Annotated in this window: 14 protein-coding genes; 5 read left to right on the plus strand and 9 right to left on the minus strand. The window is 38.7% G+C overall.

Annotated elements, in window-relative coordinates:
- Window positions 1-113 precede the first annotated feature (113 nt).
- The 3 genes from GAB14E_RS20680 to GAB14E_RS20670 all read right to left on the minus strand — a co-directional run bounded on the left by GAB14E_RS20680 (window position 114) and on the right by GAB14E_RS20670 (window position 4627).
- Window positions 114-2543, minus strand: a complete 2430-nt coding sequence (locus tag GAB14E_RS20680) for an ADOP family duplicated permease (RefSeq protein WP_033080455.1) — start codon at window positions 2541-2543, stop codon at window positions 114-116.
- Between the two features lie 9 nt (window positions 2544-2552).
- Complete coding sequence (locus GAB14E_RS20675; protein WP_033080456.1) at window positions 2553-3269, minus strand: ABC transporter ATP-binding protein; 717 nt, start codon at window positions 3267-3269, stop codon at window positions 2553-2555.
- A 101-nt stretch (window positions 3270-3370) separates the two neighbouring features.
- Window positions 3371-4627: an efflux RND transporter periplasmic adaptor subunit gene (locus GAB14E_RS20670; protein WP_033080457.1), complete on the minus strand. Its 1257-nt coding sequence runs from the start codon at window positions 4625-4627 to the stop codon at window positions 3371-3373.
- A gap of 345 nt (window positions 4628-4972) precedes the next feature.
- On the opposite strand from GAB14E_RS20670, the gene GAB14E_RS24690 reads away from it, so the two are divergent.
- The gene (locus GAB14E_RS24690) at window positions 4973-5119 is read left to right on the plus strand and encodes a hypothetical protein (protein WP_156115640.1); all 147 of its coding nucleotides are present in this window, start codon (window positions 4973-4975) and stop codon (window positions 5117-5119) included.
- Between the two features lie 343 nt (window positions 5120-5462).
- Here GAB14E_RS24690 and GAB14E_RS20665 read toward each other — a convergent pair whose 3' ends face one another.
- From GAB14E_RS20665 to GAB14E_RS20655, 3 genes are read right to left on the minus strand one after another with little or no spacing between them, the layout of a single operon-like run.
- Window positions 5463-5879 carry a type 2 periplasmic-binding domain-containing protein gene (locus tag GAB14E_RS20665; RefSeq protein WP_033080458.1) on the minus strand — a complete coding sequence of 139 codons (417 nt, stop codon included), beginning with the start codon at window positions 5877-5879 and terminating at the stop codon, window positions 5463-5465.
- 8 nt (window positions 5880-5887) lie between these two features.
- Complete coding sequence (locus tag GAB14E_RS20660) at window positions 5888-7027, minus strand: porin (RefSeq protein ID WP_033080459.1); 1140 nt, start codon at window positions 7025-7027, stop codon at window positions 5888-5890.
- 48 nt (window positions 7028-7075) lie between these two features.
- Window positions 7076-8593 (minus strand): methyl-accepting chemotaxis protein, encoded by a 1518-nt coding sequence (locus GAB14E_RS20655; RefSeq protein ID WP_197061141.1) that lies wholly within the window; start codon window positions 8591-8593, stop codon window positions 7076-7078.
- 525 nt (window positions 8594-9118) lie between these two features.
- Here GAB14E_RS20655 and GAB14E_RS20650 point away from each other — a divergent pair.
- Window positions 9119-9439 (plus strand): hypothetical protein, encoded by a 321-nt coding sequence (locus GAB14E_RS20650; RefSeq protein WP_033080461.1) that lies wholly within the window; start codon window positions 9119-9121, stop codon window positions 9437-9439.
- 7 nt (window positions 9440-9446) lie between these two features.
- On the opposite strand, the gene GAB14E_RS20645 is transcribed toward GAB14E_RS20650, so the two are convergent.
- From GAB14E_RS20645 to rph, 3 genes are all read right to left on the minus strand, one after another.
- Window positions 9447-10820: an alpha/beta hydrolase gene (locus tag GAB14E_RS20645; RefSeq protein ID WP_033080462.1), complete on the minus strand. Its 1374-nt coding sequence runs from the start codon at window positions 10818-10820 to the stop codon at window positions 9447-9449.
- Window positions 10821-10960: 140 nt separating this feature from the next.
- A complete protein-coding gene (gene pyrE, locus GAB14E_RS20640) occupies window positions 10961-11626 on the minus strand; it encodes an orotate phosphoribosyltransferase (RefSeq protein ID WP_033080463.1) in 666 nt (221 codons plus the stop codon).
- A 33-nt stretch (window positions 11627-11659) separates the two neighbouring features.
- The gene (rph, locus tag GAB14E_RS20635) at window positions 11660-12373 is read right to left on the minus strand and encodes a ribonuclease PH (protein ID WP_033080464.1); all 714 of its coding nucleotides are present in this window, start codon (window positions 12371-12373) and stop codon (window positions 11660-11662) included.
- A gap of 186 nt (window positions 12374-12559) precedes the next feature.
- On the opposite strand from rph, the gene GAB14E_RS20630 reads away from it, so the two are divergent.
- Genes GAB14E_RS20630 through GAB14E_RS20620 form a run of 3 tightly spaced genes read left to right on the plus strand, consistent with a single transcriptional unit; the run spans window position 12560 to window position 15566 of the window.
- Window positions 12560-13111, plus strand: coding sequence for a thioredoxin family protein (locus tag GAB14E_RS20630; RefSeq protein WP_033080465.1), 552 nt, complete (start codon window positions 12560-12562; stop codon window positions 13109-13111).
- 5 nt (window positions 13112-13116) lie between these two features.
- Entirely contained in the window at window positions 13117-13848 is a 732-nt protein-coding gene (locus tag GAB14E_RS20625; RefSeq protein ID WP_033080466.1) for a twin-arginine translocation signal domain-containing protein, read from the plus strand.
- Complete coding sequence (locus GAB14E_RS20620; protein ID WP_033080467.1) at window positions 13845-15566, plus strand: GMC family oxidoreductase; 1722 nt, start codon at window positions 13845-13847, stop codon at window positions 15564-15566. Before GAB14E_RS20625 ends, GAB14E_RS20620 begins: the two co-directional genes overlap by 4 nt.
- Window positions 15567-15597: the final 31 nt, after the last annotated feature.

The following is a 15597-nucleotide window of genomic DNA, read 5'->3' on the forward strand; positions in this document are numbered from 1 at the left end:
AATTTTCCTGTTATGGAGTATTGGTAAATAACGATAAGTTACTATGACAAAAAGCCTTTTCTATGAAAAGGCTTTTTGAAACTTAGTTAACTTGATCAGTGATCACGCCTCTACTATTCATGCCTTAGTGCAGCACATGGCTCCATCTTTAATGCTCTTTGCACTGGATAATAAATAGCCAATAACATTACCGCACTAATAAAGGCTGGAATAACAAAGTACAACATTAATGATCCTTGAGCTATTGATGACGCTTCTAACATAGTCACTAGCGCCACTCCCATAGGTAAACCGATAGCTAAACCAATCGCTAACTGCTTAACTCCTTGCTTAATAAAATGTTTATAGATATCACTATTATCAGCACCTAATGCACGCCTGATGCCAATCTCTTGTGTTTTTTGTACAATAGTATTCGACATCACACCATAAATACCGCTAAACGCTAATACCATAGATGCGATAGCAAACACTAAGAACAACTCACTGACAAAATTCATTCCTGCATTACGAGCCGTAATAGAGTTACGTAACGTTTTCACATTATATAAGGGTGCATCGCGCTCAACTTTTAGCGCAATATCAACAACGCGTTCAGATAATCCGGTAACACTTGCCGCATTGTCAGCTTCAGTTTTAATAACGACTGACATAAAGCGCTTCGGTGTTTGTTGAATTGAAATAAATGCCGTCGGTTTTTCAATATTATATGACATTGGCTGACCATGAATAACGTCATTAACTACACCAATAACGGTATACCAGTCTTTATCCGTTTCAACAAACTTAAAACGTTTGCCAAGTACGTCACCATCTTTAAAGAATTTATTAACAAAATTATCAGTAACCACTGCAGTTAGTGGGCTATCAATTTTATCTCGTGAATCAAACAGTCTACCTTCACGTAAATTCATTTCCATCACTGCGAAGTAGTTATGATCTACGCCAACAGAGCTTGAGCTTGGATATTGTGGATTTTTACCATAATCAACATTATCTAACGCAATATTTTCATAGCTAGCACCATTGCCCGGTAATGCTCGAGTGAAGCTTACTGCAGAAATTTCCGCCTCTGTGAGTAAGCTTTCAGCAAGATTTTGATAATATTGTTGTCTTTTTTCATCATTTTCATATGCAACTTCAGGTAAACCAACACTTGCGGTAAAAATATCTTCCACCGTGGTACCATAATCAATAGTATTTTGCTGATTGACTGAATAAACCATACCTGTTGACAGTAATAATAATGCACAAGAAAGTACCACTTCAGAAATAACAATCACTTTACTCAAGCGACCCGAAGCTTTACTTTGTGCACCACGAGTACCATCTCTTAAAGTGGCATTAAAATCACCCGAAGTTGCTTTTAATGCTGGTAAAATACCGGTGATAAATGCTGTTACTAGCGTGATAACAACTGCCGCAATTAAAGAGGTTTGGGTGATTTTGATATTCCACCAAAAAGGCGGATCAAATGGGAAGGACTCTAATACGTCTCTATTAGCCACCTCTAGCCATAAGCCAGCAAATAGTACCGCTAGTACACCTGAAATAAGACAAATAAGCAATGATTCCCACATCATCTGCATAACCAATCTTATTCTAGGCGCGCCTAGTGCAGTACGAATCGCTGTTTCTTTACCTTTCTCAGTTGCTCTTGAGAACAATAAGTTGCCGACATTGATACAGGCTAATAACAAGATAAAGCCAACCGCTAACTCCATTGCCAGTATAATTATTGGGGTATCGCTGCCCATAGCTGCTAACTGTAAAGTCCACACATGTGCTGAAGTATTTGAGTTAAGTTTAGGATAGCTTTCTGCTAACTCAGCCATTAAAATCTGCAACTCAGCATCAGCTTGTTTATCTGTTACTCCACCTTTAAGTACACCATACACTGCAACATAGTGACCATCTTTACGAGCCACACCTTTACCTGTTGTAGTGAAAGGCATCCAAACCCTACCCGCACTGGGAAATTGATAACTATCTGGCATAACCCCAATCACGGTTGTTGGCTTGCTATTGATTCTTAATTTTTTTCCTAAAACATTTTTATCACCGGCAAACATATTTTGCCAAATGGTATGACTAATCACTGCCACAGGCTCTGCACCTGATACGCCATCCTCATTAGTAATCAAACGACCAAATAGTGGTTTTGCTTCTGATATTTCAAAAAAGTTCTCAGTAACATAGTGTCCGGTATATCTAACTGCTCGGTCACTGGTACTTAAATTAACAGTCGCTACATCATAGGCATCAAATACCTCATAACTTTGCACACGTTTTTTTAAATCTTCAAAATCATGGACTCTAAAGCTAGCACCTTGATAATGCATACCATTATGAATAGTACCTACGGCTCTAATACGCTCGCCGTTTTCAAAAGGCAATGGCGCAACAATTGAACCATGGATAAAGCTAAACATGTAAATACATAAGGTTAATCCTGTAGTCATCACAAAAACAGTTAACGCAGTGAATTTAGGGTTTTTAATTAACGTCCGCAGTGCAAAATTTATATCTGATAAAATATCCATTATATTTCCTTAAGCAACCGCTTCTTCAATTTGGCTTGGCATTGTTGGTGAATCTGAGACGATACGACCATCAAAAATTTCAATGACTCGCTCTGCGCGTTTTGCGCCCCTCGGATCATGAGTAACCATACAAATAGTTGCCCCTTCAGCATGTAATTTGTCCAACAAAGCCATAACTAGCTCAGCATTTTTTGAATCAAGGTTACCCGTTGGTTCATCGGCAAGAATGATCGAAGGATTACCGGCAATCGCTCGAGCAACTGCAACACGTTGCTGCTGTCCACCAGAAAGTTGTGAAGGGTAATGTTTAGTGCGATGGTTCATATCGACTTTTTCAAGTGCTGCTGTTACTAGCTCTGCACGCTGACTTTTACTTAAATCTTTTCGATAAGTTAATGGCAGGGCGACATTTTCTGCGACAGTCAGTTCACTGATCAAATTAAAAGATTGAAAAACAAAACCAATTTCTTTATTGCGAATTGCCGCTCTTTGTTTGCCATTAATATCGACCACATCATGGCCGTTCAAGTTATAACTGCCACCCGAACTGGTATCTAACAGACCTAATAACGATAACAAGGTGGATTTTCCACAACCTGATGGGCCAGCAATCGATAAATACTCACCTTGTTTAACCTCTAAATTAATATCACTCAACGCATGGGTTTCGACTTCATCGGTAGAAAATACTTTTTTCAGATTGGTTAACTTAATTAATGTTTTCATCGGTTATTCCTTTCTTATTCATGATGTTGTTAGTTTAATTTTTAGTTGTTTTTGTTATATTTTTTTAAATATCTTTTAATAATTTTTTTTGCCTACTAAGGCTATTTCAAGGTAATGAGTTTATGGCGTTCAAAACTGGTTTGCTCTGAAACAATGATTCTATCCCCTACTTTTAAGCCGTTAACTACTTCAATATCAACGCTTGACGATAAGCCAAATTCCACCGGAGTTTGTTGTGCTGTCGTTTGTTCATTATTAACTAGATATATCGCCATCGTTTGGTTTGCTTGAGAAAAAACAGGACGTCTAACAAACAAGCTACTTTTCTTCTGGGTAATGAATATTTCACCATCGATAGAAAGATCTGGCCTTGCTTCATCTGGCAGCTGGGAAGTGAGCTCAACATCAACCTGCACAGTGCCATTGACAACCGCGGGGTCAATGCGAGTGACCTTACCTTGTATTTGATTAAAGCGCGTATCAATACTAACGTGTTGGCCAATAATGATATCGCCAGCATTGAGTTCTGGAACCTTAAGTTCAGCTATCAAGTCGCCTTTTTTAGCGAATTTAGCAATATTGCCACCAATAGCGACACGTTGGCCAAGCTCTAATGGCATGGCTTGCAAAACACCAGCGAGTGACGCTTTAACATTGAGTGAAGCCAGCTGAAATTGTGCTCTTTCATACTTTTTATTTAACTTATTTAATAAAGCCGTTTGTGCTTCAAATTGAGCAGCTAAATTCAGTACTAATTGCTTTGCTCTCAATTCATTAATTTCAATGGTCTTTGCTAGTTGGTTCACGGTTAATTTTGATGATTCAAAATCTAATTTTGACACGGTTGAATTGCCGACTTTAATTAATTGAGATTCAGCATCCAAACGCATTTTCGCTTTTTCATATTTCATTTGTGTTGCTAAGGTACTTGCTTGCATATCAAGTAACTGAGTATCTTGACTTACTTTTAATGCGCGAGTTTGTGCCTGCATGGCTGCAACTTCCCAGTGCAACTCTTCTACCATTTGGTCTAATTCAGGATTAACCAATTCTACTATCAGTTGGTCCTTTTCGACCTGTGTACCCGGCTTAACAAGAATACGTTCGACTTTACCTGACACAGTACTAGCAACCCAACGAACATCTCTTGGCGCCAAAATACCTGGGCCAGAGATTTTAATGTCAAAATCACCTTGCTCAACTACAGCGGTAATCACCGAGTTGCTTTGCACTGAAAATGCAGAGATGTTCATTTGAGTACTAGCAATAAGAAAAGCAGCAAGCGTTATTACGCCAGCCGTAGTGACGAAACTTTTCTTTTTATAAAATGGCTTGTGAGTTTTTTTAATGATATCCATGCCAGACCTAAATTACTTTTTAATATGGTGTTAACTAAGCGAAACTCGTGCCAAATTATTAATTTATATAAATCAGTTCGTTACATAAGGTGGTAGATGTGATTTAATTTACCATCCCAGTTTTGGGATGACTAAAATAAACATTCATCCCAGATTAGGGATGCAATTTTAAGTACTTGCTCTGGATAAATAATCGGGTTATAGCTTGAGTTGAAGAATTATTCGCTTGTATATTGCTGTCACTAAAATCATCCCACTGTAGATATTTAAATGAAATTTATTATGATATGACTGACAGCAAGCTTAGTCTTAATTTCATTTACTTTGAGCGCAAAAAAAACAATAGTGCAGGATATCAGTCACCTAGTTTCTAAAAAATGGTTTGCCCGCTATAAAGATGTCGCCGGCTTTATTGAACAATCGCCAAAGGTAAAGATTACCGTAAGACCATCACAGGCAGATATAGAAAAACACGCTCAACAAGCTGCCTAATCATTGACTGGCTCTGATTGTAATATAGGTAGAAAGGAGATGGCAAGATGGATGATAGCCACAGCTGTAATGCCGTTTTTATGACTTTTGGCTTAAATATTCCCGTTAAGCGTTAAGGAAATGACCCTCGCCTCTTTCTTTATAATTGCTTTCGCCGTTGCTTATACATATTGATGAAAGGCTACCTGATGAGTAAAGAACTGAACCGCGAAATAAACTTATCAAATGGTAAATCAAATATTTGTTCCACCATAAGCACTTATAAAATATTTCCCAACTCTCTATAAAAAATACCTGTTTAATATACTTAAACAGGTATTCAAAATTGAAAATAAACTCCAACCTAAAAAGTTTTCACAACTTTCACGCTAGCATCAACACTCGCCGCATCAACATAGCCAATAGCTCCAGGGTTAGCTGCGACAAAGGCAAGTACTGCTGCGTCATTTTCTACTTCGGTAGGTGGTTTTCCTTTTCCTGAAAAGACTCTTTTAGACCAATAAGCTTTAATTTGACTCGAGCTTTTGTTAAGTACCTTTTTTTCAAAATCAGCTCGCGCGGCATTACCTGCCTTGGAGTTAACCGGAGTCGCCGAATCGCCCCCGCTAAATTTTTTCAATTTTCCTAAAAACAATCTAGATATTTCAGTATCAGATATAGCACGGCCATTCGCGATATTGACCACTATAGAAATATCCGCAAAGCAGGAATGTGAAAGAGTTAAAGACGTTAATAATAGAATACTAATAATAAATTTCATAATTCCCCCTAAAACACAGTTACAATAGCAGTACGAAATAATCCGGAATCATTAGTACTATCTAAGTCGTCTGAAAAGCTAGTATATTCAAACTTTATTGCGGCTGAATCGTGAAAATCCCAACGCAAACCCATAGTGTAATAAGACTGCTCTTCTGTTAATGAATTAGTAAAAATATTAGTACCTGCTATTAAGCCTGCAAGTTGTGGGCTATCCGGCTGAATCCCTGTAGTAAGAGGGTCTTTAGAATCATCATCTACACCATACGTTACATGAACCATTATATTATCAAAGCGATACCCAGCCATCACATAATAGCTATCCGCGTCCGCTATTGGGGTACTGTCTAGCGTGAGTGAAGTATACTCACCGATGAGAACAACATTCTCATAATCAACTTGGAAACCCAGCTCGATAAAATCCCCCGTATCATCTTCGATGACAAAATTACTCGCCACTTCTGGATAACCAAAAGCTGTCCACCCGGTATACAATGGATTTTCATTTGGATCACCCAAATATATATTCATGTTCGTTTGAATATAACCTGCACGTAAGGTCAACCATTCTCTATTGATAGTTACCGATAACCCCATTAGATCTTCAAAGGCAGCAGGTGCATCAGCCAGCGCAGCTAAATCGTCGTTGTTAGCGCCATAAAGCACTTGCACTGTCGTATCAAACTCCCCAAAACTGGTAGAGTAAATAGCTCCTAAGCCATCAAAGCTATCAAATGGTACACTATAGACACCTTCTGGTGGCGTAATCCAAGGGTAAGCGTACGATACATCTATAAAGTCCGAATACATATAAAATGGAACTCGCTGCCGGCCAACCAAAAGCCTCAATTCGTCTGTGGCATCATAACTGACATATGCCCATTCAAACTCTGGACTCCATTCATTACTGCCTCGAGAGATAATTTGTGCTGTAACTCCTAAGCCATCACCAAGTTCACTTGTTGCCTGCAAAGCAAAAAGGGAACCGTTTTTAAAGTCAAATTTATCATCAAATCCATAGAGAGTTTCATCACTTGAGGTTGTAGCCCCCGCGACAATATTAGCAAAGCCATTAAATACTATTTCAGCCTGAACACTACTTACAACTAAAGCACTAAATAAGCTTAGAATTTTTATCTTGTGTTTCATGTTATCCCACCATTAATTTTGATTGAATTATATAAACTAGTTTAAATATTAGACTTTAAATTGACGAGCGACCTCTTCTAGCTCCGATGATAACTCGGCTAGTTTATTACTTACTTGCGCTATTTCAGTAGACACTGCAGAAGCTTCATCAGCACAGCTTTGAATGTCTTCTACATGCCCAACCATTAATCCTGACACTTGATGCTGCTCCTCTGTAGCTACTGCTATTGCGCCATTCATGTCCATTATGGTATTAACCGTCTCCGTGATAGAAACCAAGCTTTCTCCCGCAACATTAGCGCTTTTAACGCTGGCTTCGACACTAGCTTGAGAACTCTCCATCATTGTTACAGCTTTACTCGCAGCCCCTTGTAATTGCTCCAACATTTGGTTGATTTGCTCAGTAGACTCTTGGGTTCGGGAGGCAAGATTTCTCACCTCGTCAGCAACAACTGCAAATCCACGACCTTGCTCTCCAGCTCTGGCAGCCTCTATAGCAGCATTAAGTGCTAAAAGATTTGTTTGCTCTGCAATACCTCTGATCACTTCAAGTACAACATTTACTTTATTGGTATCTTCTTGGAGTTGTAAAATAGTCTCAGCTGATTGAGTCACACTATCCGCAAGCTCTTTAATTCCACTTACGGTATTCTCAACAACCTGCTTGCCTTTATTGGCTTCTTCACTAGCATTTCTAGCCGATCCCGCTGCTTCCGCTGCATTAGTTGTAATATCTCCGACACTTAGGCTCATTTCTTCAACAGACTGCCTTGATTGTAAAACACTGTCAGATTGACGTTGAAATGTGTCGATTGTTTGTTCAGATAAACGCTGGATAGTTTGAGAGTTTTCAGCCAAAGGTAGAGCGGTATCAACAACCTTCTTTATAACCCCTTGTAATTTTTCTACAAAGCTATTGAACCAAAAAACCAAGTCGCCTATTTCATCTGTACTGTTTGTCGATAGCCTAACGGTTAAATCGCCATTTTCTTGAGCAATGTCTTGCAGCGAGTCGATAACACCTTTCAAATTAGACCTAATAGCTCGCGCAATAGGAATTGCCACAGCAAATAGCAAGATAATAGTGATAGTTCCAACAAGGAGACCGGTAGATGACGTTGACTCAGCTTGTTCTGACATTGATTCAAAAGAAGCGGTAAAAGAGGCATAACGTTGGGATTGAAACTTGTTCAAGTCGTTCTGAATAAGCTTCAATTGCTCAGACATTCCTTTACTGCGCTGTCCTAATGTGGAAAAGTCAGCAGTACCTTCAACCATCTCTTTAGATAATGAATATGCTTCATTGAAATACCTATCAAATTCAATCAAAATCTGACGTAAAAAATCGGCACTTTCATCATCAATAGGTATCGTTGCGTTGATTTTATCTTTAATTTCTTGGGAAAAACCTGTTGCATCATCAAGTAATTCGATTTCTCCCATTGTGGCTGCATTACCCAATGTTTCCTTAATTTTGTCCAGTCTAACTAAGCTATATTCTGAGGTTTGTAATAGTTGATATTCAACTCTATAAGCCCTGTCAACTTGATCTACAATTGTTGACATTGCTATAAGGCTCATCATTAAGTAGATACAAAAACCTAGCGCTCCAACTGTAGGGATCAGTAAAATCTTAAATTCTATAGAAAGTGATTTAAAAGCATTCATAAAGAAATATATCTCATTATTACTGTCCTAATTGGACCAAGACTAAACTGAGTTTAGGAAAAATTAGAATATTTCACAACTTACTGAGATGGTTATTCTTTGTTCTGTAAAACAATAAACAGCGATAAAATAGAGCGATAATGAACTTATTTTTTTGGACACCTAAACGACATAAAAAACTAGAGGTATTTCAGTTTGTTGGTGAAAAATTGTTGCGTGAATAATAGGCTATTTAAAAGCACCTATGAACCTCGCAAGTTGATAATACAGGTGTTTGAAAGAAATGTTTTTAAATGGGGTGAGTAGCTCACTACTAACGACAAACTAGCGAAAGGCTACTGAATAGAAAAATTTATTACCATAAAAATAGATAAAATAGAGTGTATACTGCTGTCATTATAATTATCAGCTAGTAGAGAAAAAATGAAGTTTCTTATGATATTACTAGCGGTAAGCTCAGCCTTAACCTCATTTGTATTAAGCGCAAAGAGCCCAAAGCCGCAGGATATTAGCCACTTAGTTTCTAAAGAAGAGTTTGCAAGCTATAAAGATGTCGCCGATTTTATTGAACAATCACCAAAGGTAACTATTACAGTTACCCCATCGAAGACAGATATAGATAAATATGGTCAACAAGTTGCCAAATCATTGACCGGCTCGGATTGTGATAGAGATGGCAAGATGGACGATAACCCAACCTGTAATGCTGTTTTCTATAAGCTTTGGCTGAAATACTCTCGCTAATGACCAGTTAATTTGTCGCCTTTAAAAACCTACTCATCTCCATAAGCATCTCTTTATAATACGGATTATAAGTTAATCTTTGCATAGGTACATTGCGGTTAAGATTCGCTTCTGTCACTTCCCCTTTAATAACTTGTTTATTATTTTTACAGGCTTGATAACTAGCAGGCTCATTAATGTAATGGCCGCAATTTCTATATTGCCCTTTAATACCATAATGTGGATTATCAGGAGAATTAGTGGTGGCAATGTGAGCCACATCAAAAATGTCACTGCATAAACTTTCAGCTGAGCATTCAGGCACAATAACCTTCATCACATTAGTTAGCTTCGTCGGCAGTTTACTGTTATCGCCATAATAAATCAGCACACTTTTTTTCATCTGTTTTAGAGGTGATTCTAGCTGCCATTCCAGTAACAATTGTAAAGTATGTTCCGTATCAATGGTTTGGTCATGTTCACTAGCAACAACAAATAACGGAATGTTATGCAGTTGTCGACTGGCTGATACTTCCTTACCAACAACAAGTCTCATTATTGCATCGACTTGCGCTGCTGCGTTATAGGGGAATGATTCATATTTGGCAAAATCTATATCGGCGTCTAAATCAATCCAATCAACAAAAGGTATTACATCAATATACTTAGCCAACCAAGCTAAATCATTTTTTGCCTTAGAGGCGGGCGACCACATAAATAGCCCTTTAATTTTTTCATCCACCTGTTTTTGTTGCATTAAATAATCAAAAATAAGAGCGCCGCCAGTCGATAATCCGCCGAGGTAGACTTGTTGATAGTCATTTAGCGTATCTTCAATAGCAAATTTTGCTGCTTGTTGCCACTCACTATACTCAACATTTAACAACTCTGAAGGCGCTATTGCATGTCCTGGTAACAATAAAGTTCGGACCGTAAAACCTTGTTGGAAAAAAAACTGGCTAAGGTCATGAAAAGAAAACGGCGAATCCGTTAAGCCATGAATAAGTATAATTGCCTTGTCATTATTATTTTGGGCAAGCTCAAATGGAGCCACCAACTGGCTTATGTTCGGCGTGTTTGACCATTGATTTTTTATCGCCAGTTGTTGATAGGTATCCGTAACAATAGGACAAGGCATAGCAGCTCTTGGATTTTTAGTAACAATTTCCTGATAGGTTTCTACAAGGTATTGCTGAAAACTCGACAATTTTTCAAAGTTAACATTGCTCGCTGAGCCATTTACTACTTCATTGGCTATTTCCTTAGAAAATCGATACTTGCCAGATTCAATTAGGGATACATAGTCATTCTGAATTGTCAGGCAGTCTTCTCGCCATTGAGCAAAGGACAAGGAACTTACCAAACATAGTAATAACAGCGCGTACTTATTGAGGTTTTTCATTATCATTCCTAATTCATTTGCTGAGCAGTTAACTCATTGAGCTTAAATATATAGTACTCAAAAAAATAACGCCTTTGAAACAATTTGCTTCAAAGGCGTCAAATAATACTAATTTTAATTAACTAATAGCTACTAACGTTTTAAATACCGTAATCTAAACGATATTTTTTAATGCTTGCTAAGTTTTCTGCTAGTCCTGAATTCTCAGTACCTTGCGCTTTTAGCTTATCTTCTAGATATGTAACTACATCTCCTAAAGTAACGATTGCCGCAACTTGGGTACCAAAATCACGTTCAACTTCTTGAATTGCTGATAACTCACCCCGGCCTTTTTCTTGGCGATCAAGGGCAATCAACACACCAGAAAGCTGTGCGCCGTGTGCTTTAATGATTTCCATTGATTCACGAATAGCTGTACCTGCAGTGATAACATCATCAACCAACATGATTTTACCTTCAAGATCAGCGCCTACTAATGAGCCACCTTCGCCGTGAGTTTTGGCTTCTTTACGGTTAAAGCAATAAGGTACATCTAGATTATGGTGATCGTACAGAGCAACTGTCGTTGTCGTTGCAATAGGAATGCCTTTATAAGCAGGACCAAACACTAAATCAAAATCAATTTTTGCATCCACTAGAGTAGCTGCGTAAAAACGACCTAAACGCGCTAAATCTCCACCGGTTTTGAACATACCCGCATTAAAAAAGTAAGGGCTAACTCGGCCTGACTTTAAAGTGAACTCACCGAAACGTAAAACCTGCTTCTCTATAGCAAATTCAATAAACTCGCGTTGATAATCTTTCATGGTTATTTTCCTGTTTGCTTAACTGAACGTAGCTTAGCTTAATGCTGCTTTTTGTAGGTCGAATAATTCATTAATGCCATTTTTAGCTAATTCAAGCATGGCTTGCATTTCTTCAAAGCTAAATGGTTCTTCTTCTGCAGTACCTTGTACTTCAATCAGTTTACCAGTATCTGTCATCACAACATTCATATCAGTATCTGCCGCAGAATCTTCTGGGTAATCTAAATCAGCAACGGCTTCGCCTTTATATATACCAACAGAAACCGCAGCAATCATATGTTTTAGTGGGTTAGTTTTAATAATATCTTTAGCACGCATATAGTTAAGCGCATCAACAAGGGCAACACAAGCACCAGTAATAGCAGCAGTACGTGTACCGCCATCAGCTTGAATAACATCACAATCAACTGAGATAGTATTTTCACCTAAGGCTTTTAAATCAACTGCGGCACGTAGTGCGCGAGCAATCAAGCGAGAAATCTCTAAAGTACGGCCACTTTGTTTGCCTGAAGCGGCTTCACGACGCATACGTGTATGAGTAGAACGAGGTAACATACCGTATTCAGCAGTAACCCAACCTTTACCTTGGCCTTTTAAGAAGCGTGGTACACCTACTTCAACTGACGCAGTACAAATCACTTTAGTATCGCCAAACTCAATAAGTACAGAGCCTTCAGCATGAGTAGTAAATTGACGGGTAATTGTTACGGGGCGAATTTGCCCTAATGTTCTGCCGCTTGGACGCATGATGTGTTCCTTTATGATAATTTAATTGCGGCTATTATAATGCTTATACCCGTTACCAATCAAGATGTGACACTTTGAATGCTATATTTTAAAGTAACATGGCTATATCAGACTTTTTTGAAATATAGTTCAACAAAGCAGGGTCATGTAAATTGTCCCAAGTAACAAAAAGCATTTGAGAGCACCATGAAGATAATCACCACATTAGTGATCAGTTTAAGCTTATTTATATCTAATATCACAATAGCGAATACATCATCAACTGTGATTAACGCTGACTTACCCGCATACAGCAAAGTATACGATGATCAACGCGACCCATTTAAAGATGCCACCGCTGCACTGACCTTAGCGCAAGAGACTAATCGACAGGTATTAATTGAAATTGGCGGCAACTGGTGTACTTGGTGCCATAAAATGGATAACTTCCTTGCTAAAAATCCTGAAGTATATAAAGCGCTGCATAGCCAATATGTACTGTTGAAAATTAATGTCAGTGACAATAATGAAAATAATGACTTTATGAAATCGTTACCGCCAGTATTGGGATACCCGCATATGTATGTTTCAACGGCGCAAGGCAAAATGATTTTATCGAAAGATACCGCAGAACTTCTTGACGATAATAATTACTCAAAATCGCAATGGTTAAGTTTTCTCACCCTGTGGTCGGTAGAAAATAGCTCTGTCAGTGCCAAAGCCACCACTAAAACCAACATCCAACATTCTGGGGAATAATCAACTTGCCAACGCTAACTTCTTTTTTTGATAAAAATTATCAGACACCTGAATTTATCAAAAAGAAACAAACCCAGCAAAATAGACGTCATTTCCTTAAATCAGCCGCAGGTATGGGAGCATTAGCTAGCTTACCCGTATTTAGTATTAGCGCTAAAACTCAAGATTTACTTGATGAATCTATTAAAAAATTAATTAAAACAGATCCCTGGTTAACTTTGGATGCCACGCTAAATCATTTATTGCCCAGTTCAAAAACAGGCCCTAGCGCAAAGGAAATTAAGGCTACAACTTATTTATATCAAGTAATGACAGAACAGCCGACAGAGCAAGATGAAAAAGACTTTATTCTCAAAGGTGTCGGTTGGTTAAATAGTTATGCCCATAGTGAAAAATCAGCAAGTTTTTCCCTATTAAATTTTACCGATAAAGAGCAGTTACTGCGCGGAATCAGCCAGTCAAGCGCAGGACAAAATTGGTTAAACACTTTACTCGGTTATATTTTCCAAGCGATGTTAGCTCCACCAAGTTATGGCGGCAATCCTAACGGTATTGGTTATCAATGGTTAGAACATCAAGCCGGTTTTCCACTCCCCGAAAAAGGCCAACGCTACTTTGAATTACCGACCAGAGCCCGTATTAATTTACTCGGTCAAGTTGACCATACTAATAGACCTGCAGATAAACATCTGGCAAATAGTCGTAAAAAATCCCATCAAGGAACCCGCAAAGCATGAGTTATGATATTTGCATAATCGGAAGTGGTGCTGGCGCCTCCCCTATTGCCCATCAATTAGCCCAAGCTGGCGCCAAGGTATTAGTGCTTGAAAAAGGTCCTTGGTTAACTGAAAAAGAATTTTTTAAAGATGAACTGACCATCAGTATTCATGATGCTTACAACCCCAAACTGAGCGATGAACAGCACGTTATTGAAGAAGAGTACCTTGATGAAAATGACCAGCCTTTTTGGCAAGGCGAAAAAACCAGTGACTCTGGTTGGAGTTGGTGGAATGGCAACGTAGTTGGCGGCTCATCAAACTTTATGAGTGGTTATTTTCATCGCTTAAAGCCTATTGATTTTCGCTTAAAATCTGAATTCGGTAACATAAAAGGCGCTAACGTCGCCGATTGGCCAATAAGTTATGATGAGCTTGAACCTTATTATGCCAAAGTAGAACGTGAAGTGGGCGTCTCTGGTCGTGTGGTTAAACATCCACATCAAGAGCCACGTTCAACCGATTTCCCCTACCCACCTATTGCCGAATTACCCATGTCTTCATGGATAGATCAAGCAGCGAAAAAAATTGGCTATCATGCTATTCCTGTACCTAGAGCAATATTATCGAAACCGGCCATGGGCAGACGTAGTTGTGAGTATTCCGGTTATTGCAGCAGTTATGGTTGCTCTTCCGGCGCTAAAGGTAGTGGTAGAGCCGCATTATTAAACCATGCGATAGCAACAGGTAATTGCACCATTAAAGCCAATGCCAAGGTATACAAAATTGCCAGCGATAAAGATGGCAAAATTACTGGTGTGCACTATTACGATAAAATTGGTCGTAAAAAATCAGTCAGCGCCAAAATTTATGTCGTGGCTTGTCAGGCAGTAGAAACTTCTCGTTTATTATTGACTTCAACAGGTGAAAAATTCCCTAAAGGCCTAGCCAATAATGGCGATCAGGTTGGTAAGAACTTACTATTTAGCGGTGGTGGAACTGGCCAAGGTGATTTTAATTATGCTGATTTATCTGATGAAAAAGTTAATGAATTAAAGCAAGTGGGCCCTTTTATTAATAGAGCGTTACAAGACTGGTATCAAATTTCTGATAAAGCTTTTACCGGTGCCAATAAAAAAGGCCAAGCCAAAGGCGGCACTATCGACTTTTTATTCCACCAAAACCCCATCGCTAGAGCGCGAGGCACACAATGGGGCCTTGATGAAAACGACAATGAGAAACTACTCTGGGGCGAAGATCTAAAACAAAGTTTAAAAACAGAATTTACCAGTTACAAAACCCTGCGCTTTGAAGTGTTTAATGACTGGCTACCAACAGACGATTGCTTTGTCAGCTTAGATGAGCAAGTAACCGACCAATGGGGCGATCCGGTAGCCAAAGTTCGTATTGGTTACCATGATCACGACCTTGAAGTGGGTGAATATCTGTCACAAAAAGCAGAAAAATTGCTTGAAGCTTTAGGGGCCAAAAATGTCTCTTCCTCAGTAAGTGGTTATCCGTCAACAAACTTAATGGCCGGTGGTTGTCGCTTTGGTAACGACCCTAAAACTTCAGTACTGAACAAGAATTGCCAAGCACATGAAGTTGATAATTTATATGTTACCGATGGCTCATTTATGCCAACTGGCGGCAGTGTACCTTACACTTTTACCATTTATGCCAATGCTTTTAGAGTTGCCGATAAAATCAAAGCCCATTGGCTAACACTTAAAAGCTAGCCATAAAAATTAATACTTGAAACTCACTCCT

The sequence above is a fragment of the Colwellia psychrerythraea genome, from assembly GCF_000764185.1.
Taxonomy (GTDB): domain Bacteria; phylum Pseudomonadota; class Gammaproteobacteria; order Enterobacterales; family Alteromonadaceae; genus Colwellia; species Colwellia psychrerythraea_B.